The following is a 19,845-nucleotide window of genomic DNA, read 5'->3' as shown; positions in this document are numbered from 1 at the left end:
AGAAAATCAAAAAAGCCGCTTATGCGGCTTTTTTGGTGATGACCGAGTCATCAGTGAGAGTAGTAACGCCTACTTTGCTTGCTCACGAGCAATCGCTCGGTAGCCAATATCATGACGATAGAACATGCCTTGCCACTCTATTTGCTGAGCGAGCTGATAAGCGCGCTGCTGAGCTTGGGAGACGCTTTCTCCTAATGCCGTGGCGCATAATACTCGTCCCCCGTTGGTCACCACAGCACCTGATTGATCACTGGTACCAGCGTGGAAGACTTTCTCTCCAGCGACTTCTTGCGTCGGCAAACCAGAAATTACGTCTCCTTTACGATAATCGGCTGGGTAACCACCGGCGGCAAGCACAATGCCAATCGATGCACGTGGATCCCATTTCGATTCTACTTGATCAAGTCTGCCATCCAGCGCCGCTAAGCACAGCTCAACCAAATCTGATTGCAGTCGCATCATAATCGGTTGGGTTTCAGGATCACCAAAGCGGCAATTGTATTCAATCACTTTCGGTGTGCCTTGAGCATCAATCATCAATCCCGCGTAGAGAAAACCTGTGTAAGGGTTACCTTCCGCTGCCATGCCGCGCACAGTGGGGTAAATCACTTCACGCATCACACGATCGTGTACGTCTTGAGTGACGACCGGGGCAGGAGAGTAAGCGCCCATTCCGCCAGTATTTGGGCCAGTATCAGCATCACCAACGCGTTTATGATCTTGGCTGGTGGCCATCGGCAGTACATTTTTACCATCGACCATGACGATAAAACTGGCTTCTTCGCCATCGAGAAACTCTTCAATGACGACGCGGCTGCCCGCCTCACCAAAGCTATTATCCGCCAACATATCTTGAATGGCGTCTTCAGCTTCTTGCAGCGTCATCGCAACAATGACCCCTTTACCCGCCGCCAGACCATCGGCTTTGACGACGATCGGTGCGCCTTGTTCACGTACATAAGCCAGCGCTGGCTCAATCTCGGTAAAGTTAGCGTAAGCGGCGGTCGGAATATTATGGCGAGCGAGAAAATCTTTGGTAAAGGCTTTTGAACCTTCTAATTGCGCCGCCGCTTGAGTGGGGCCGAAAATCGCTAGTCCCGCGTCACGGAATGCATCAACCACGCCAAGCACGAGAGGGATTTCAGGGCCAACAATGGTGAGGGCAATGTTTTTTTGCTGAGCAAAGGCGACTAAACCGGCAATATCTTCTACGGCAATATTGACGTTTTCTAGCTTAGGTTCAAGCGCGGTCCCCGCATTACCCGGAGCGACAAAGACGGTTTCAACTTGAGGATTCTGTGCGACTTTCCAACCCAGAGCGTGCTCACGGCCACCAGAACCAATAACGAGAACTTGCATAATGACTTCCTTAAATTTTAAAGGCTCTAGGACCTAGAGCCTAGAACCTAAATCAATGACGGAAATGACGCATTCCGGTAAAGATCATTGCCATTCCGTGTTCATTGGCGGCAGCAATCACTTCATCATCGCGCATGGAACCACCGGGTTGAATGACACACTTGATTCCCGCTTGGGCTGCTGCATCGATTCCGTCACGGAAAGGGAAGAAAGCATCAGAAGCCATTACGCAGCCTTCGACTTGCAAACCTTCGTCAGCGGCTTTAATACCGGCGATTTTAGCCGAATACACCCGGCTCATTTGTCCTGCGCCGACACCGATGGTCATATCTCCTTTGGCGTAAACAATCGCGTTCGATTTAACGTATTTCGCGACTTTCCAACAGAACAGTGCATCTTTAAGCTCTTCTTCCGTCGGTTGACGAGTGGTAACAACATTAAGATCATCAACAGTAACCATACCTTGGTCGCGATCTTGTACCAACAAGCCACCGTTAACTCGTTTGAGATCGAAATCAGTCGTTTTACTCGACCATTCACCGCACGCCAGTAAGCGAACATTCTTTTTCGCCGCGATAATCTCAGCCGCTTGCTCAGAAACGCTTGGAGCGATGATCACTTCGACAAATTGGCGTTCAATAATTGCCGTTGCTGTGTCCGCATCGAGCTCGCGGTTAAAAGCAATAATGCCACCAAAGGCTGAGGTTGGATCGGTTTGATAAGCGCGCTGGTAGGCTTGAAGAATATCGCTACCTAAGGCGACGCCGCATGGATTCGCGTGTTTGACAATCACACACGCGGGTTCAGCGAACTCTTTCACACATTCAAGCGCAGCGTCGGTATCGGCAATATTGTTGTACGACAATGCTTTACCTTGAATTTGACGCGCGGTCGCGACTGAGGCTTCTTGTGGGTGAGCTTCTACATAAAACGCTGCCGCTTGATGGCTGTTTTCGCCGTAGCGCATGTCTTGTTTTTTGATGAACTGCGCATTAAAAGTTCTTGGGAACTTGGAGTCCTCATCCCCTTCTTGATTGTCGCCATAAGAGGGAACCCGCGTGCCGAAGTAGTTGGCGATCATGCCATCGTAAGCGGCGGTGTGTTCAAAAGCAGCAATGGCGAGATCGAAACGGGTATCTAGAGTTAGAGCGTTGTCGTTAGCATCCATTTCTGCAATCACACGTGAGTAGTCGTGGGCATTGACCACGATCGTTACGTCTTGATGGTTTTTCGCCGCAGAACGCACCATGGTTGGCCCGCCAATGTCGATGTTCTCAACCGCATCGGCTAATGTGCAACCGGCTTTCGCAACGGTATCAGCAAAGGGATACAGGTTTACCACCACCATATCGATTGGTTGAATGCCATGTTCTGCCATGATGGCGTCATCTTGACCACGACGGCCTAAGATTCCGCCATGCACTTTCGGGTGTAACGTTTTTACGCGTCCATCCATCATTTCTGGAAAGCCAGTATAATCAGACACTTCTGTCACAGTGAGGCCATGCTCGGCTAAAAGGCGAGCGGTGCCGCCCGTTGAGAGAAGTTCTACGTCACGTTCTGCAAGTGCTTGAGCGAATTCAAGAATACCCGTTTTATCAGAGACGCTGATCAGAGCGCGGCGAATAGGGCGAGCGTTGTTCATGCTTCCACTTTCCTTTCATTGATGGAGTGTATTTGCCCAAGCAATCACGGATAACTTGGGTATAATCAAAATGTTTTACCACAAAGCGCCTTCTCATCCCAAGCATGGTAATGTCATGCGCCGATGATGAGCGTTGTTCTTGTGTGAAGATGGCGCATATTCTAGCCAAATTCTGGTTAAAGGTCTTGCGCAATCGTTTGGCATGAGGAAAATAATCGTTAAAAGTCATTTTTTCAAGTAAAAAATCCATTGGCTTTACGGAGGAAAATCAATGTTTCAGATCGGCGAGTTAGCTAAGCGTTGTGGCGTATCGAGCGATACCCTACGTTTTTATGAGAAAAACGGTTTAATCAAGCCTGCGGGGCGTAGCGAATCGGGTTATCGCTTGTACAGTGAGGCTAATCAGCGCCAAGTGAGCTTTATTTTAAAAGCCAAAGCACTGGGCTTGAGTTTGGACGAAATTAAAGAATTACTGGAAATTAAGCTTGAAGCGACCGAACACAGCTGCGCTGAAGTGAAATCGATCACCAGCGCGAAACTGACGTTAATTGATGAGAAAATTGCTGAGTTAACGCGTATTCGCATCGCATTAAAAAAGATCAATGATGCCTGCTGTGGTGACACCGATGATGATGCCAGTCACTGTTCCATTTTAGCGGCGTTGGAATAACCAACCTTAGTTTGCATTTTTAGTTTGTCGGATAATTAGTCGGTTGATCTAAATCTTTATATAATCCCGCCCTTCTTGATTAAATGACATAAATGTCACTTAATCATTGCCTATCCCCCAATGACTGAATGTAGCAGGTCAGCGGCAAGTGAGTGAGCGTAGCCAACGCCACAGCAACGTCAAGTTGAAAGGGGATACTGATACTTCATGGTACACACATGGTTGGAATGCATTTTCAAATCAACGATTGGAGATTAAACGTTGATGAAAATAAATTGTATCGCCAAGATAGGGAAGTTTCGGTCGAGCCAAGATTAATTAACCTTCTGTATTTTCTTGCAAAAAATCCAGGGGAAGTCTTTTGTCGTGAGCAGTTAATAGAGCATGTCTGGGGCGGTGCGATTGTCACTGATCAGGTGGTCACGCAATCTATTTTTGAGTTAAGAAAACTATTACGTGATGGTCGAGAAGAAAGTATTCACTATTTGATCACGGTTCCCAAACGTGGTTATAAACTGGTTGCCAGCGTCACTGAAATCGCCCCAGAGCCGAGCGTTGACGACAATCATACCCTTGTGGATGATGACTCAGAGCGTGATGTCGAACCGCATCAGCATCAAGAGTTGGATATTGGGTCTACGGATATGATCTTTCCAGCAGGGCCGTTAACTCGAGCATTAAACAGCCGCAAGCCCGCCACTCGGCGAGATAAGATTGAGATTCGTCGCTGGAAATCAATAGCTTTTGATGTACTTTGGATCAGCGCCTTAATTATCGCTTTTGGGGTATTTACCTACTACCAATCCGAAACCAACATCACTCAAGCAATGGATACTCACTTAATTGAGTTTACTTTCCAAGAGACGTTGATTCAGGATCAAGACCATATCGAGTTATCGGATGGTTTAGTCCAAAAACTCGCGGCTGATATCGCCCAGGTGAGTCATTATCGAGTGCGACTGAGTAAGGCTCGTTTTGTGGCGGGCGTTTTACCGGGTAAGACCGTCACGGTGAAGATTCAGGATCAGGCGGGGCATACTTATCTGGATGTGGAGTATCGAAATAATGCTTCAGGGACTACGCTTTTTAGTCGTCAATATCCATTGGTCTTACCGCAAATCAGGCAGGTGATTGAGAAAGCCTCATCGGAATTAATGCAGGCTTTGGCCGTACCCGATGCAGAGAATAAAGCATCGTTATTGATGGCGGCGATGCCTGAGAACCAGCAAGCATTACTGAAGCTCGTTCGTGCACATCATTATTTGAACGTTTCTCAACCTTCGTCTTTTAAAGAGGGGATCCGACTACTGGAAGAGGCGTTGCAAATGGAGCCAATCAATCACTATTTACAAGCGGAATTATTGGTTGCCTATTACGTACAAACGGCTCTCGACCCTAGACAATCACTGAGTGTTGACCGTGCTAATCAATTAACCCAACAGTTACTACTTGCTGTCGATCAGGGCCACCCTTTGTCGCAACCACGTATTTTTGAAGCTTTAGCATTGCATGAAATTATCCGCGACAATCCACTGCGGGCCGATGCGTATTTGCAACAAGCGCTCAGTGTTCGTGAATCGGTGTTTGGTAATGTGTTATTGGGTAAGCTTGCTGAATTACAAGGCGATACCGAGCGTGCCAGTGAAGCTTACAGTGAGGCGTTTTATATGGATATTTCGCTCGAAACGTACCTGTTATGTGAAAATTTAGCTTTTTATAGCAACCTTAAATCGATAGATTATGCGCTTTATCGTGCGGTGCATCCTTCGGTGACGACGGTGCTATAAACACAAGGCATAGATTTAAGTAACACAATGAATAATGACTTTATCGCCACTGTTGTCAGTACGTATATTGTGATATTGATGTATTTATATTAGGAGCGATATGCTCTTTTTGAGGCGATGATGCAAGGTATTCTTTCTATCCAATCTCATGTGGTCTATGGCTGCGCCGGTAACAGTTCGGCGGTGTTTCCTTTGCAACGCTTAGGGCATATCGTCTGGCCGATTCATACGGTTCAATTTTCCAACCACACCCAATACGCGCAGGGCTGGACAGGCCAGGTGATGCCATTGGGCTGCATCACGGAGCTGATTAATGGATTAATCAGTATTGATGTGACCCGCGACGTGAAAGCGATCATTTCTGGTTATATGGGAAGCGGCACGCAGGCTGATGAAATTTTAGAGACCGTTGAGCGCGTGAAGGCGGCGAATCCTAACGCTTTGTATATCTGCGATCCCGTCATGGGTGATCCGATGAAGGGCTGTGTGGTCAGTCCTGAGGTAACGGAAGCGCTCTGTGAGCGGATCATGAAACAAGCGGATATTATTGTACCTAACCAGTTTGAGTTAACCCATTTTACTGGGCTCGAAATTACCGATTTGTCGTCGGCGATCAAGGCGTGTCAACGCGCCTTGACCATGGGCCCGAAAATTGTCTTAGTCAAACATCTACATAGTGCGTCAGAAGATGAATTTACGATGTTAATGGGCTGTGCGGATGGATTGTTCATTGTTACTCGGCCGTTACTGGACTTTGCCCGTCAACCCGTTGGCGTGGGTGATTTAATCACCTCGCTGTTTACCGGCCATTATCTGAATAACCATGATCCTGTAAAATCATTTGAGCTGTGTAACCACGCGGTTTATCGCGTTTTAAAAGAAACCGCGCATCGTGAGGAGTGGGAATTGCAAATTATTCCAGCCCAAGAGGCATTTGCCGATCTTTCGGCAGTTGATTTTACGGCGAGGCCATTATCGGCTTCTCAGGTAGAGTAACTACATATCAAAGCCTCTGCCTTGTATAAAGAAGCCACAAACTGCTGCAAAAATCAGCTCGAAAGATAAACAGACCCTAGGGATGGCGTTGGCTGTTCTATCTCTACTACGTTGTTTGATCTTATCTCTAACCCTTCTTTTCTCAATAATGCTCATCAGAAAACGCTGCTTGGCTTTTTCCTGATGAGCATTATTTTTGTCTCTACCCTATCAATCGATTGATAACGTCAACTTATCTCAGTCTCGCGATACCTTTATTATGATCTTTATCTTTTTACCTTTTGTGAGGTTTGGTTTTTATTGTATTTATCTATATGAAAAATATAGAGGTTTATTTTTATTTTTCTTGTCTTTATCTAAAGATATACGGATTCAGTCATTATTTTATTGATAACGATATCCTTATTTTTTCTACGACTTTTCGGCGTAAGCTGCAGCCAAATTCAGTAAGGCGTCGCAGTGGCCTATTCGCCAACCACGCATCTTGCTCATTATGGTTTGAGCCTGTGGCTCGTAGAAAATATCGGGAGACGTTATGTCATCGAATACCAAAAAAATTGGCGTCATCGCCTGTACCGGGGTAGTGGCGGGGAACATGATGGGCAGTGGCATTGCCTTGTTACCCTCAAGCCTAGCAACGGTTGGTTCTATTTCTCTATTTAGTTGGATTATCTGTATTATCGGCGCGCTGAGTTTGGCTTTTGTATTTGCTCGCTTAGCGACCAAAAACCCACAACAAGGTGGCCCGATTGCCTATGCAGGTGAAGTCTCACCAGTGTTTGGTTTTCAAGCCGGGGTGCTTTATTACCATGCAAACTGGATTGGTAACTTAGCGATTGCTATCACTGGGGTGTCTTACCTTTCTGTTTTCTTCCCCATTTTGAACAACCCTGTGCCAGCCGGACTGGCGACCATTGCTGCGGTATGGTTATTTACCTTAGTTAATTTATTAGGAGGTAGCTGGGTTAGTCGCTTATGTACTTTTGGCTTGGCATTAATTCTAGTACCTGTATTAGGAACGGCGTTACTGGGCTGGACTCACTTTGATATGGCAATTTATCAACAGAACTGGAACGTCTCTGCTGGCAGTGATAACCATGCGATCATTAGCGCGGTGCTGATTTGTTTGTGGTCTTTTGTTGGTGTTGAATCGGCCGCGGTGTCATCGGGTATGGTCCATAATCCTAAACGCACCGTGCCATTAGCGACTATGCTGGGCACCGCGTTAGCTGGGGTTATTTATATCCTCTCTACCCAAATGATCAGTGGTATGTTCCCCGCGGCAGAAGTGGCTGCATCCGGTGCTCCCTTTGCGCTTGCCACCACAGCACTCTTTGGCAGTTGGTCTGCTCCATTTGTTTCAGCATTCACGGCATTAGCTTGTTTTACGTCATTAGGTTCTTGGATGATGTTGGTTGGCGAAGCGGGAAAACGCGCCGCAAGTGATGGCAACTTCCCGAAAATTTACGGTGATACGGATAACAATGGTGTACCCAAGAAAGGCTTAATTCTCGCATCAATCAAAATGACAGCATTGATGAGTATCTTGATGGTCTTTAGTTCTCAAACGGCGCACGCCGCCGATATCTTTAGTCAACTGACCACTGATGCGGTGTTACTCACCATGCTGCCGTATTTCTATTCCAGTATTAACTTGATTCGTTTTGAAGGTATGACCACTCGCAATGGGTTTGTGATGTTGTTCTCTGGTGTGGCTAGCGCATTTTGTATGGTGGCGTTAGCGGGAGCTGAAGGAACAACGTTAACTGCCACCTTCATCATGTCATTAGTGATTTTGATGTTCTACAGCAAAAAAGCAGGGCTGGCTCAGTACATGGAATTACATAAAAACGATCAGCCCGTGTCAGCGGCTTAATTTCTCACGCTAGGGCATGGTTAACATCCACAGCTAGCGTTCATTTACCCCTTGGTGCTTCTTCTCCTCACTATCGCAATGGATAGGGAGCGCCTTTCTTCGTCTTGGAGATGTCCAAATGAATATTTTTGCTATTTTGAACCACATGGGTGTGTTCTTTAAAGAAGAGCCAGTTCGTCAGCTGCATGCGGCTTTAGAAAAAGCTGGTTATGACGTGGTTTATCCGGTTGATGACAAAGATTTGATCAAATTGATTGAGATGAATCCTCGAATTTGTGGGGTGCTATTTGACTGGGATAAATACTCTCTAGAGCTTTGTGAGCGGATCAGCGACGTCAATGAAAAGCTGCCTGTGCACGCTTTTGCTAACGAACAATCCACCTTGGATATTTCACTGACGGATTTGCGTTTGAATGTCAGCTTTTTTGAGTACGCATTAGGCATGGCTGATGATATCGCGATCAAAATTAATCAGGCGACGCAAGAATACAAAGACGCGATTATGCCTCCGTTCACCAAAGCGCTGTTTAAATATGTCGAAGAAGGAAAATATACCTTCTGTACTCCGGGGCATATGGGCGGTACGGCGTTTCAAAAAAGCCCTGCAGGAAGTATTTTCTACGACTTTTATGGCCCGAATACCTTTAAGGCAGATGTCTCCATTTCGATGCCTGAACTCGGCTCGCTATTAGATCACTCTGGCCCACACAAAGAAGCCGAAGAGTATATCGCTCGTACCTTTAATGCGGATAGTTCGTACATAGTGACGAATGGAACATCGACATCCAACAAAATCGTGGGTATGTATTCTGCACCTGCAGGAAGTACCGTGTTGGTCGATCGTAACTGCCATAAATCCCTGACTCATTTGATGATGATGACCGATGTCACGCCGATTTATTTCCGTCCGACGCGTAATGCTTACGGTATTTTAGGCGGCATTCCACAACGCGAATTTAGCCGCGAAGTGATTGCAGAAAAAGTGGCGAAGACTCCGGGTGCAAGCGCACCAAGTTATGCTGTTATCACCAACTCCACTTATGATGGCTTGCTCTATAACACGCAATTCATCAAAGAGTCGTTAGAGTGTAAACACATCCACTTCGACAGTGCTTGGGTACCTTACACTAACTTTAACTCCGTTTATGACGGCAAGTGTGGCATGAGTGGGCAGGCGATGCCGGGTAAAGTGTTCTATGAAACGCAATCAACCCATAAGCTGCTGGCCGCATTCTCGCAAGCTTCGATGATTCATATCAAAGGTGAGTTTGATAAAGAGTCGTTTAACGAAGCCTTCATGATGCATACCTCGACTTCGCCTCAATACGGGATTGTGGCGTCAACCGAAACGGCGGCGGCGATGATGCGCGGCAACACGGGGCGTAAGTTGATGCAAGATTCTATCGATCGTGCCGTACGTTTCCGTAAAGAGATCAAACGCTTAAAAGGTGAAAGTGACAGTTGGTTCTTCGATGTATGGCAGCCAGAGAATATTGATACGACAGAATGTTGGAAGCTAGACCCAAATGACAACTGGCATGGTTTTAAAGGTATTGATGATAATCACATGTACCTTGACCCCATTAAAATTACGTTGTTAACACCGGGAATGAATCAACAAGGTGAGCTTGAAGCCTCAGGAATTCCTGCCTCTTTAGTGGCTAAGTTTCTTGATGAACGCGGTATCGTGGTTGAGAAAACGGGTCCGTACAACCTGTTATTCTTGTTTTCTATTGGTATTGATAAATCCAAGGCGATGCAACTGTTACGTGCGTTAACCGAGTTTAAACGTGGTTATGATTTGAATTTAACCATCCGCTCGATTTTACCGGCATTGTATAAAGAATCGCCAAGTTTTTATGAAGGTATGCGTATACAAGAATTGGCTCAGGGTATTCATCACTTAATCAACAAATATTCGTTACCAGAATTGATGTACAAGGCGTTTGATGTTTTACCAGAAATGAAATTGACCCCACACGCGGCATGGCAACAAGAGTTGCGTGGCCAAACCGAAGAGATTTTGCTTAATGAGATGGTTGGTCGGGTCAGTGCCAATATGATTCTGCCTTACCCCCCTGGTGTGCCTTTGGTACTGCCCGGTGAGATGGTGACAGAGCATTCACGTCCAGTCTTAGAGTTTTTGGAAATGCTCTGTGAAATTGGTGCCCATTATCCTGGGTTTGATACCGATATTCATGGTCTGTATCGTCAAAAAGATGGTTCTTATACGGTGAAAGTATTAAAGGTATAGTGAGCTAGTTTTATGCCTTGGTGGTTATTGACGGTGAATGCGGTCACTAGCCATTAAGCAAGAGCCTTTTATATAACCAAGAGTCTTTTCAGGCTCTTGGTTATTTTTTTGCTTTAATTATACGCCTTAGCCACTCGGCCTAAAGAACTTAACTGGTAGTGCTCGGTATAAGCAGGGATAAACACCGATTGCCCTTTATGGATGGTAATACTTTGTCCATCAGCGGCGGTTAAGGTGGCGTCATGATCAATCGCGAGCAGAATTTCTGCACTAGAGACGTTGACTAAGCACTGGTTCGGCTGCGGGTAAATGGCAAATTTAAAATCGGCGACGGGCACCGCAAAGAGTAAAACGTCATCCGTGACTTGAGGGGTGAAAAGTAACGTTGAGGCCGGTTTTTCGGCAAATTGTGTGCATTTCGCCAACTCTGTAATATCGATATGTTTAGGGGTTAATCCAGCCCGTAATACATTATCCGAATTGGCCATAATTTCTAATCCGGTGCCTTTCAGGTACGCATGAGGGGTTCGAGCATCAAGATACATCGCTTGCCCAGGCTTTAAGGTCAGAACATTGAGTATCAGTGGGGCAAATAAACCAATGTCATGCGGATAGGTTTCTGACAGCCGGATAATCAGTTGGCAAAGAGCATGTTCATGATGTGTCTGTGCATAAGCGATGAGTTGTTCGATGGCCACTTGTTTTTCCGAACCTGAGAATGATAACAGCTCGGTAAAAAACCTTTCCAGTCCGGCTTCCGTTTGATGTTGTTCTAGGTGTTCAAGCAAAGGCTGTAAAGGCTCAATCGCTAACCGTTGAAAGTGTTCAACAATCTCGTTTATCGGCCGAAAGCCGTTCATCGCTTGATAATCGGTCAGTGCGTACACCAATTCAGGTTTATGATTGGGATCTTTGTAATTACGGTGAGCAGCGGTGAGCGGTATTTGCGCCGCATTTTCTTTGGCAAAGCCTTGCTCGGCTTCTGATTTACTCGGGTGAACTTGAATTGAGAGCGCTTGCTCTGCGGCGAGTATTTTAAAAAGATAGGGAAGTTCGCCAAAGGTTTGTGCGGTATGAGCGGACAAAAAAGACACGGGATCGCTAGCAATCAATTCACTGAGGAGTGTCGGTTGACCTTGGTATTCTACCCGTGAGCAACCGTTAGGATGCGCCCCCATCCATAATTCGGCTTGGGGTTGTTGCTGAGGGTTCGCTATCTCAAAAAGCTGGGAGAATGAATCAATACTACCCCAAGCATAATGCTGAATGGTATTACTCATTAAAAAGAAAGGCTTAGTTTCGATATCACTCATTGGTTTGAATCCTATGAAAAAAAACTCCTGGGATGAAACAGAAGTACAACGGATGGTGTTGCTTTTGCTGGTGGTTTAAATGTGATGAATGTGGTTAAGAAAACTTAACCACATTCTATCATTGATTACTGGTTATGCTGGTGGAGCGTTCAACGGTTTCACTCGCCGAGATTCTTTGTTATTGCTCGATTCAGTGGATGATTGATGCCAGTAATGAGGCCTAACCATCGTGAGAATCAGTTTTAAAAAGCTAAACCGCGGCCGCTAAGCGTTGCGAGTGACGCATTTTTTTCAGGCTAAGGCAGACAATCGCGGTGACCAGTGTACCAGCTAACATACAAATAATGGCTAGTAGGGGCTTATTCATCGCGCCAAGTAGCGCAACAACGGGGCCTCCATGTGCAACGCTATTGGTGATGCCAAAAGAAAAGGCCATCACCGCGGCAACCATCGAGCCGATCACGTTAGCTGGGATCACCGACATCGGATCTTGCGCGGCAAAAGGAATTGCCCCTTCAGAGATGCCGACCAACCCCATTGCGCCCGCCGCTTTTCCGGCTTCAATTTCAGACGCTTCAAACAGATTCAATTTACGTCCTAATACGGTTGCCAGACCCATACCCAGTGGTGCAACCGGAATCGCACAAGCCATTGCGCCCATAAATTGCGTTTGACCACTGGCGATCATTCCCACGGAGAAGAGGAAAGCCACTTTATTAAAAGGCCCACCCATATCAAAACCTGCCATGCCGCCAAGAACAATACCCAATAATACGACGTTACCTGTACTCATGGAGGTTAAAAGCGCCGTTAAGCTGTCCATCAAACTGGCAATAGGAGCGCCAATAATAAAGATAAATAAGCCGGAAATGAATAGGGAGCCGACGATGGGGGCGATCATGATGGGTACTAAAGGTTGAATAAACTTATGGTAGTGAATGCTGGTGAGCCATTTCACAAAGTAACCGACCAATAAGCCCGCAATGATCGCTCCGATAAAGCCAGTGCCCGCTTCTGCGCCATAAAAAGAACCATTATTGGCGATCCAACCACCAATTAAACCGGGCGTTAACGCTGGGCGATCGGCAATCGCATAGGCGATATAACCTGCTAAAATAGGGATCATTAAGGTGAAGGCGACAACGCCGACATCCAGCACCTTATTCCACATGCTATCGGCAGGAATCGCCATGCCCGCTTCGGTGGGTTGGCCACCAATCGCTAACGATAATGCGATCAGTAGACCGCCCGTGACGACAAAGGGGATCATGTGTGATACCCCATTCATTAAATAACGATACAGGTCGGAGCGTGCCTGCGATGCTTTACTCTTATTATCTTGAGAATGATGACCACGAGTATCCGCTTGATAATGAGGGGCTTCTAAGGCTCGCTCAATCAAGGCTTTGCTATTACGAATCGGCTCTTTTACACCGGTTTCAATCAGTTTTTTACCAGCAAAACGCAAAAGATCGACCTGCTTATCGCAAGCGACAATGATCGCCTCCGCGCGAGCGATTTCCTCCGCCGATGGGCTATTTTTAACCCCTATCGAGCCGTTGGTTTCAACTTTAATCGTATAGCCTAATTCGGCTGCGCCTTTTTCTAACGCTTCGGCCGCCAAATAGGTATGAGCAACGCCAGCCGGGCAGCCAGTGACGCCAATCAGAAAGCCTTTATTGGCGGTTATGCTGGTGGTAGGTTGAGATTTGGCGAGTAGCAGTTCAAGAGCTTGTTGCTCGGTTTTTGCATCGAGAAAGCGTTCAATAAACCCTTCTTCAATCAGTTTTGAGGACAGTTCAGCGAGCACCTCAATATGGTGATTGTCACCGCCATCAGGGGAGGCAATCATAAAAAACAATTGTGAGGGCAGGCCATCTTCTGCGCCATAATCGATCCCTTGACGACTGACGCCGATCACTAGTGCTGGGTGGATTACTGCTGCACTTTTCGCGTGTGGAATCGCAACCCCTTCTTCAAAGCCAGTATTACCGAGCGCTTCTCGGGCATGAATATCGGCTAAAAATTGCTGTTTATCAGACAGACGTCCTTGTGACGCCAGTATTTCGACCAGCTCTTCCAGCACGCCATTTTTATCGGTCGCAGAAAGGTCGAGCTTAATCAACTGTTGATTAATCAGTTCAGTGATCATGTTTTTCCCTTACCTAGATGTTGTTTTAGTCGTCACATTTTGCACCTAGAGAGTGATCGGCTATAGTCTCCTAAAAATACATTTACTGGATTATTGTAACTTCATTGATTAACTGTGATCCAAATCCATTTTTATTGATAGTTATATTCTTATTGTCTAATGGTATTAATTTTTTATAAAACAGTTATTTAATGTCGTTTCTCTCTTTGTTTTTAATGTATCTGCGAAATTTAACGCATTAAATAAAATAAACAATAGGATTATTGTTTCATTATTCGAGTAGCCTATGAGTCAGGTATTCAGTCACATTATTGAAGCCATTTTGGCGGAGAGGGAGCAGGGCCAGAGAATTTGGTTTGCTGGTGATCATCACACGCCGCCTGCTTTTAGCTATCAGGTCAATTTCCCTCGCTTAGAGCTCGTGCTGAAAGGGTGCTATCGTAATTTGATCGAAGATGATGTGCATGGCATTGAATCTGTAGATATTTTTACAGGGGATGCGCTTTATATTCCGCCCAACTGTTGGAATAAACCCGATTGGCAAGAAGAGTGCTCAGTATTAAGTCTATTATTTGGTCGACGACAATTAGGCTTTAGTTTTGTTGCGAAACGTCAAGGAGAGAGCGGATTTTACGATGTCCAAAAATTCAGTATCAAAACTCGGACTGGCTATGCGATGGACAATATTTTAGAAAGCTTAAATGCCATCGCTAGGGAACCTAAAAAGTCGCCGATCGATGAGCATTTGTTATGTGCTCTGCTTGCCTATACGTTACGAATTCTTGAGCCTTCACAAGGTGCGCCGAAAAAGCGTGGAGAAGATCTTTATCAGGGTATCTGCATCTATATCCAGGAGAATTTTCACCGCACGATCACCCGAGATAGTATTGCGCAACGGTTTAATATTTCCCCCAACCATTTATCGCGCCTTTTTCGACAGCAGGGTCATATGACGTTAGTTGATTATTTGACTTGGGTACGCATGGAACGCGCGAAATTTATGCTTAAAAAATATCATTTTCGTCTGCATGAAGTGGCCACTCGGTGTGGCTTTCAAGATGTGAACTATTTTTTCCGGGTCTTTAAAGAGCGTACAGGGATGACGCCATCTCAATATCGGGCGCGTATTCAATGAGCCATGATATGTAACAAAAGACCTTTTAAATGGACTTCGTTGGGTTGCTGAAAAAGCAATTGTTGGTGGTGGCTCTCAATCAGCCAGCGTGTTAATCGAGTGGCGGCCATGATTTCTTCTTTTTTGATGGGATTCCGCTTTGGTAAAATTAAACCAATAATGAATCGGGTCTTTGCCTGTGTGCTCCCCCAATTAATCGCTTGAGCTAACGTGAGTACACAAAGATAAGGTGTTGATATGTGTTCACTAATAACATGAGGTAGCGCAATACTCGGAGGTAGTGTTGTGGCGGCAATCGCTTCTCTGGCAAGGAGCTGACGGATTAGCGCTGGCTCATCGGCAGAATTGGCTTGCTGGGCAATATAGTGTAAGCAGTCTTTTTGATTGGCGAATTCAGCCTTTAATAAGCTGTGCCATTGTATGGTAAAGGGTAAGCTAAACGTTGAGTGGTTGGCCAAGATGGCTTCTGCCGATGCGTTTTTGGTATGTGAGCTAGCAAAGAGCGTTGTATGTTGGCGTAGATATTCCGTGAGCACCATGCAAGCCAGTTCGGCATCTAGCCCTTCAATCGCAATTTGGCAAACATCATGTCGACAACTGCCAATACTTAATACATGAAGAGTATCACTCAGCGTTGCTTGTTGATCGCGAGTAATATTGTATAAAACAAACATCGAGCGAAAGTAACTCGTTAATTGCTTGATTTGATGGAGCTGCCAAGCTGTAAAGCCATTTCCCTCAAGGATAAAACTAATCCGACTGACCATCATTAAGACTTTAAACACCGATCGATAACAAGTTGCACATTGGTCAGCACTTCTTCAATTGAAAATGTCAGGGTTTCGCAGCCTTTGAAGCGTTCTTTTTCATCGATCTCAATATCAGAGACGATCAGTCGACGATCGGCATGCATGATGTCATGAAGGGTGAGCGGATTTTCAATGCCCATTGCGCCTTGGGTTTCGATTTTGATGGTGATGTTACGTTTCGTGGCTTCTTTACGCAGTGCTTCAGCCGCCATATAAGTGTGAGCTATCCCTGTCGGGCACGCCGTTACCGCAATGATCTTCACTCTCTTTGCCTCAATAGTGGTGGTTGGAGAGTTTATCATAAACACTTTTAGTGCTCTTCCCCAGCTTTATCCATAACCGTTTTATGATGATGTAATGACTTTTCAGGTTTCCTCGATTGCACGCTAAACCGTGCAGTCGAGGAAAGAGGGGCAGAGTTAGTGCGCTATTTCAGATGGTTAAAAAGAGTATTGAGCACTTAAGTAAAACTGACGTGGTGCGCCGGGCATGATTTGCGTGGCTCCGGTGGCACTGACGTAGTAGTCCTTATCCAATAGGTTTTCGACACTCAACTGCGTTTTCCAATCTTGCCATTGATAACCGATGCGCGCGTCAAGGCGGGCGTAACCGGGCAACGTGGTGGTGTTATTGGTGTCGGCAAAACGATCGCCTACTGCCGTTATGCCGGTTTCACCAAACCAACCTTGCCCATGTTGGTAAGCAAGGAAAAGCTGCCCATTAAGTTTGGATACCGCACTTGGGCGATTGCCTTGGGTATTGGCCTCTGATTTGATGATTTTGGCATCTTGCCAGCCGATCCCGCCGCGCAGTGACCAGTGGTCGTTAAGATAAGCTTTGATGTCTAACTCGACGCCATCAGTGCGTTGTAAACCAGTGAGGATGGTCACTTCAGGATCGAGTGGATCTTTCATGCGCCGATTGTACATTTCTAAACGATATACCGATAACGTGGTGGCGATTCGGCCATTGAGCCAATCACTTTTTACTCCCGTTTCATACAAGCGACTGTTCTCGGGATCGAGTTCATTGGCTGGGTTACCCGGAGTAATACCAATCAATCCGCCGCCAACCGGTGAGAAGGTTTTACTGTAAGAAACGTACAGGGCGTGATCGGTGACGGGATTCCACACCAAACCTAAGCGAGGGCTGAGTGTATAAGAGGTTTGGGTCTCTTGTTTGTTGGTATCAATACGTTGTGTATTGACGTAAAACTCATCGTAGCGCAGGCCCATTAATAGGTGCCAATCGTTGATACTGAGCTGATCTTGCACATACACGCCACTGGTACGAACCTTGTGCTTAGCATCACTCGATAAGGCCATCTCTCCTTGGTAAGTGGGCAATTGATCCGGTTGGTAGAGATCGCCAGCGGGGATGGATTGCTTATTACGATAGAGTGTCGGTGTGCGTTCTTGCCAACTGTGCTCAATACCTGTTAATAGACGATGACGGATTGGCCCTGTCGTAAATTGGCCTTCCATTTCGAGTTGGTTGGTTAAAGTGTTCGCCTTGAGAAATTGTTGCCAGCGGTTTCTCACCACTTGATCGCCTTTGACTTGCACGACATAGGTGTTATCAAATTCACTATCGAGCTTGATGTAACTGAGTTGCTGGCGCAGTTGCCAACTATCGTTGATCTGCCAGGTTAAACGTGAACGAGTCGCTTCACTAACGTCGTTAATAAAGTCACGTGAGGTATCACTGTATACGGCACGGTTAGCGACCTCTGCTGGGCGGCCATTAACACTAGGAATGCCGCGATCTGGCGTTCGGTCATGAGCGTTGCGCTCATATTGAATTAACCAGTTAAGATCGTCGTTAATGGTCCAAGCCAACGAAGGCGCAAAGAGCGTGCGTTTGCTGTTGACGCCATCACGAAAGCTGTTGTTATCCTCTTGCGCCATGTTTAAACGCACTTGTACATCATCATGCCACTCACCGTTTAAATCGACGGCTAAACGTTGATAATCATGGCTACCGATCCGAGCATGAATACTGGACTTTTGGCCTTTGTGGGGTGTTTTACTGACCCGATTGATGATACCGCCACTACTGCCTCGACCATAGAGTACCGCCGCTGGCCCTTTCAGAATTTCCACACTTTCAATGTTGCCTAAATCTCGGGTGTATTGCATATCATCACGAAAACCATCGAGATAAAAATCGTTACTGGCGCCAAAGCCGCGAATCATTACGCTATCAAAACGAGTATCGTTGACCGCATCAATACCAGGAGTACCAACCAGTGCGGTACTTAACGAGGCTGGTGCAAAGGCGGTGAGTTGCTCGGCAGATACACTATTGATGGTCTGTGGTATCAACTTAGCGGGGGTTTCGGTACGCGTCGCCGTTGATACGATTGGATGTTGACTACTTTGACTGGTGATCGTTATGGTTTCAGGTTGAGTGTCCGCTTGCGTGAAGGTTGCGACAATCGCAAGGCACAGCAAGCTTGGGCGACGATAATGAGAGATAAGGTGCATATAAGTACTGACTAAAAAGTTGTTTATCTCTTACCCACGTCATCGACGACGAGTGAGGATTATTGACTCGCCTAAATATTAACGTCATGAGTTATCGACGTAGTGTAAGAGTAATGATCAACGGGTTAATAACAAGGTTGTGAATAATAATTGTTATTATTTACATTTCAAGTATTAATTTATCTTTGAGGCTTAATTAATACGATCGGTGTATGAATGACAAGGAGGGAGTGATGATCAAGCGGCAATGATATATACATCCGGTGGCATCTTGCGCCGACACCACCGAGCTGCGTGACTCAGAGAAACATTAGCGGTAGGTCATCAGATTCATATCTTCAAACCATTTGGTCAGCTCCGCTTTGGAAAGGTGAGCGGTTTGCTCGATCATTGTTCGAGTCAAGTGAGGGGCGAATTTAGCAATAAAATCATACATGTATTGCTGTAAAAACAGGTTTTTGCTGTAGCACAACCAAGCATAGCAGTCTGGTACTAAGCCTTCGAGAGAGCGAACGACAATACTATCGCTCATCGTGTGGGTAGCAACAGAGGCGATAAGCCCGACTCCCACCCCCAGCCTGACGTACTCTTTGATCACTTCGGCATCCATGGCGGTAACGATATACGTCGGAGTCAGCCCACGTTGAGTAAATGCGTCATCGATGGCCATGCGACCGGTTGATTTTAATTCGTAGCTGATTAATTTTTCTTGAGCCAGTTGCTCAAGAGTGATGTTTTCGACGTCAGCCAAAGGGTGGTTGAGTGGCAAAATTAAACTCAGTGACCATTTATAGGCGGGTAGCACGGTTAAATCGGCTTGCTCGTCAATTTCTTGGGCAACGACAGAGAAGTCATACGGGCCTGTTGGTAGGGTATTACCACGGCTATCAGGTTCGATGGTGCCCATGTGCAGCGAGACTTTAGGGTATTTATTCATAAAGTAGCGCACGGTTTCGGGCAGTAAAAATTTCGCGATAGCGTTGGTGGTATGAATGTTCATTCTTCCGCGATCGGGTGCGGTAACGCTGGCCGAAATGGCTTTGATTTTCTCTTCAATTTCGAGCATTTTGCTCGCTTCTTGAATGATTTGTTGACCAATTTCGGTGGCACCAGACAGATGCTTACCTTGTCGCTCAAAAATTTGTACGCCGAGCTCCCCCTCAAGTAATGCCACCTGTTTACTGATCCCCGGCTGTGAGGTAAACAGTTTTTCTGAGGTTAACGAGATATTATAGCCATTGCGCTGTATCTCTCGGATGTAGCGCAGTTGCTGTAATTTCATGGGTGATCTCCTGAGGTTGACTCGGCTGTATCATCGGGCATCGCCAGTTCTTGGCATGCTTTTCAGTTATATAGATAAGGG

14 protein-coding genes and 1 pseudogene are annotated in these 19,845 nt (G+C 46.1%); 6 read left to right on the top strand and 9 right to left on the bottom strand.

Features of this window, described 5'->3' with window-relative positions:
• Positions 1–69 precede the first annotated feature (69 nt).
• The 3 genes and pseudogenes from purD to FKQ60_RS17800 form a co-directional block, all read right to left on the bottom strand.
• The gene (gene purD / locus FKQ60_RS09880) at positions 70–1,359 is read right to left on the bottom strand and encodes a phosphoribosylamine--glycine ligase (RefSeq protein WP_154169402.1); all 1,290 of its coding nucleotides are present in this window, start codon (positions 1,357–1,359) and stop codon (positions 70–72) included.
• Positions 1,360–1,411: 52 nt separating this feature from the next.
• The gene (gene purH / locus FKQ60_RS09875) at positions 1,412–3,004 is read right to left on the bottom strand and encodes a bifunctional phosphoribosylaminoimidazolecarboxamide formyltransferase/IMP cyclohydrolase (protein WP_170906407.1); all 1,593 of its coding nucleotides are present in this window, start codon (positions 3,002–3,004) and stop codon (positions 1,412–1,414) included.
• A gap of 148 nt (positions 3,005–3,152) precedes the next feature.
• Positions 3,153–3,254, bottom strand: a pseudogene (locus FKQ60_RS17800) (phosphoribosylamine--glycine ligase); the annotation flags it as partial.
• A gap of 21 nt (positions 3,255–3,275) precedes the next feature.
• On the opposite strand from FKQ60_RS17800, the gene zntR reads away from it, so the two are divergent.
• From zntR to FKQ60_RS09845, 5 genes are all read left to right on the top strand, one after another.
• Positions 3,276–3,674 (top strand): Zn(2+)-responsive transcriptional regulator, encoded by a 399-nt coding sequence (zntR, locus tag FKQ60_RS09865; RefSeq protein WP_004397353.1) that lies wholly within the window; start codon positions 3,276–3,278, stop codon positions 3,672–3,674.
• 218 nt (positions 3,675–3,892) lie between these two features.
• Positions 3,893–5,461 (top strand): lysine decarboxylation/transport transcriptional activator CadC, encoded by a 1,569-nt coding sequence (gene cadC / locus FKQ60_RS09860; protein ID WP_158137696.1) that lies wholly within the window; start codon positions 3,893–3,895, stop codon positions 5,459–5,461.
• Positions 5,462–5,581: 120 nt separating this feature from the next.
• Positions 5,582–6,457, top strand: a complete 876-nt coding sequence (gene pdxY, locus FKQ60_RS09855) for a pyridoxal kinase PdxY (RefSeq protein WP_170906485.1) — start codon at positions 5,582–5,584, stop codon at positions 6,455–6,457.
• A gap of 535 nt (positions 6,458–6,992) precedes the next feature.
• Positions 6,993–8,333, top strand: coding sequence for a cadaverine/lysine antiporter (cadB, locus tag FKQ60_RS09850; protein WP_154169395.1), 1,341 nt, complete (start codon positions 6,993–6,995; stop codon positions 8,331–8,333).
• Positions 8,334–8,451: 118 nt separating this feature from the next.
• A complete protein-coding gene (locus tag FKQ60_RS09845; RefSeq protein WP_170906406.1) occupies positions 8,452–10,587 on the top strand; it encodes a lysine decarboxylase CadA in 2,136 nt (711 codons plus the stop codon).
• A gap of 113 nt (positions 10,588–10,700) precedes the next feature.
• Here FKQ60_RS09845 and manA read toward each other — a convergent pair whose 3' ends face one another.
• Positions 10,701–11,900, bottom strand: coding sequence for a mannose-6-phosphate isomerase, class I (gene manA / locus FKQ60_RS09840; protein ID WP_170906405.1), 1,200 nt, complete (start codon positions 11,898–11,900; stop codon positions 10,701–10,703).
• A gap of 250 nt (positions 11,901–12,150) precedes the next feature.
• Complete coding sequence (locus FKQ60_RS09835) at positions 12,151–14,052, bottom strand: fructose-specific PTS transporter subunit EIIC (protein ID WP_170906404.1); 1,902 nt, start codon at positions 14,050–14,052, stop codon at positions 12,151–12,153.
• A 286-nt stretch (positions 14,053–14,338) separates the two neighbouring features.
• Between FKQ60_RS09835 and FKQ60_RS09830 the strand changes: the two genes are divergently transcribed.
• Positions 14,339–15,187: an AraC family transcriptional regulator gene (locus tag FKQ60_RS09830; RefSeq protein ID WP_158137700.1), complete on the top strand. Its 849-nt coding sequence runs from the start codon at positions 14,339–14,341 to the stop codon at positions 15,185–15,187.
• On the opposite strand, the gene FKQ60_RS09825 is transcribed toward FKQ60_RS09830, so the two are convergent.
• From FKQ60_RS09825 to FKQ60_RS09810, 4 genes are all read right to left on the bottom strand, one after another.
• Positions 15,181–15,861 (bottom strand): PTS sugar transporter subunit IIA, encoded by a 681-nt coding sequence (locus FKQ60_RS09825; protein WP_170906403.1) that lies wholly within the window; start codon positions 15,859–15,861, stop codon positions 15,181–15,183. The two genes, FKQ60_RS09830 and FKQ60_RS09825, sit on opposite strands and share 7 nt — an antisense overlap.
• A 95-nt stretch (positions 15,862–15,956) precedes the next feature.
• Positions 15,957–16,259, bottom strand: a complete 303-nt coding sequence (locus FKQ60_RS09820; protein WP_158144365.1) for a PTS fructose transporter subunit IIB — start codon at positions 16,257–16,259, stop codon at positions 15,957–15,959.
• Positions 16,260–16,436: 177 nt separating this feature from the next.
• Complete coding sequence (locus FKQ60_RS09815) at positions 16,437–18,473, bottom strand: TonB-dependent siderophore receptor (RefSeq protein WP_332402644.1); 2,037 nt, start codon at positions 18,471–18,473, stop codon at positions 16,437–16,439.
• Between the two features lie 319 nt (positions 18,474–18,792).
• A complete protein-coding gene (locus tag FKQ60_RS09810; protein ID WP_161439101.1) occupies positions 18,793–19,764 on the bottom strand; it encodes a LysR substrate-binding domain-containing protein in 972 nt (323 codons plus the stop codon).
• Positions 19,765–19,845: the final 81 nt, after the last annotated feature.

The organism is Vibrio sp. A11 (assembly GCF_013048705.1).
GTDB lineage: Bacteria > Pseudomonadota > Gammaproteobacteria > Enterobacterales > Vibrionaceae > Vibrio > Vibrio metschnikovii.
Note: the sequence above shows the minus strand (reverse complement) of the source record. Positions and strands in the feature narration are given on the sequence as shown.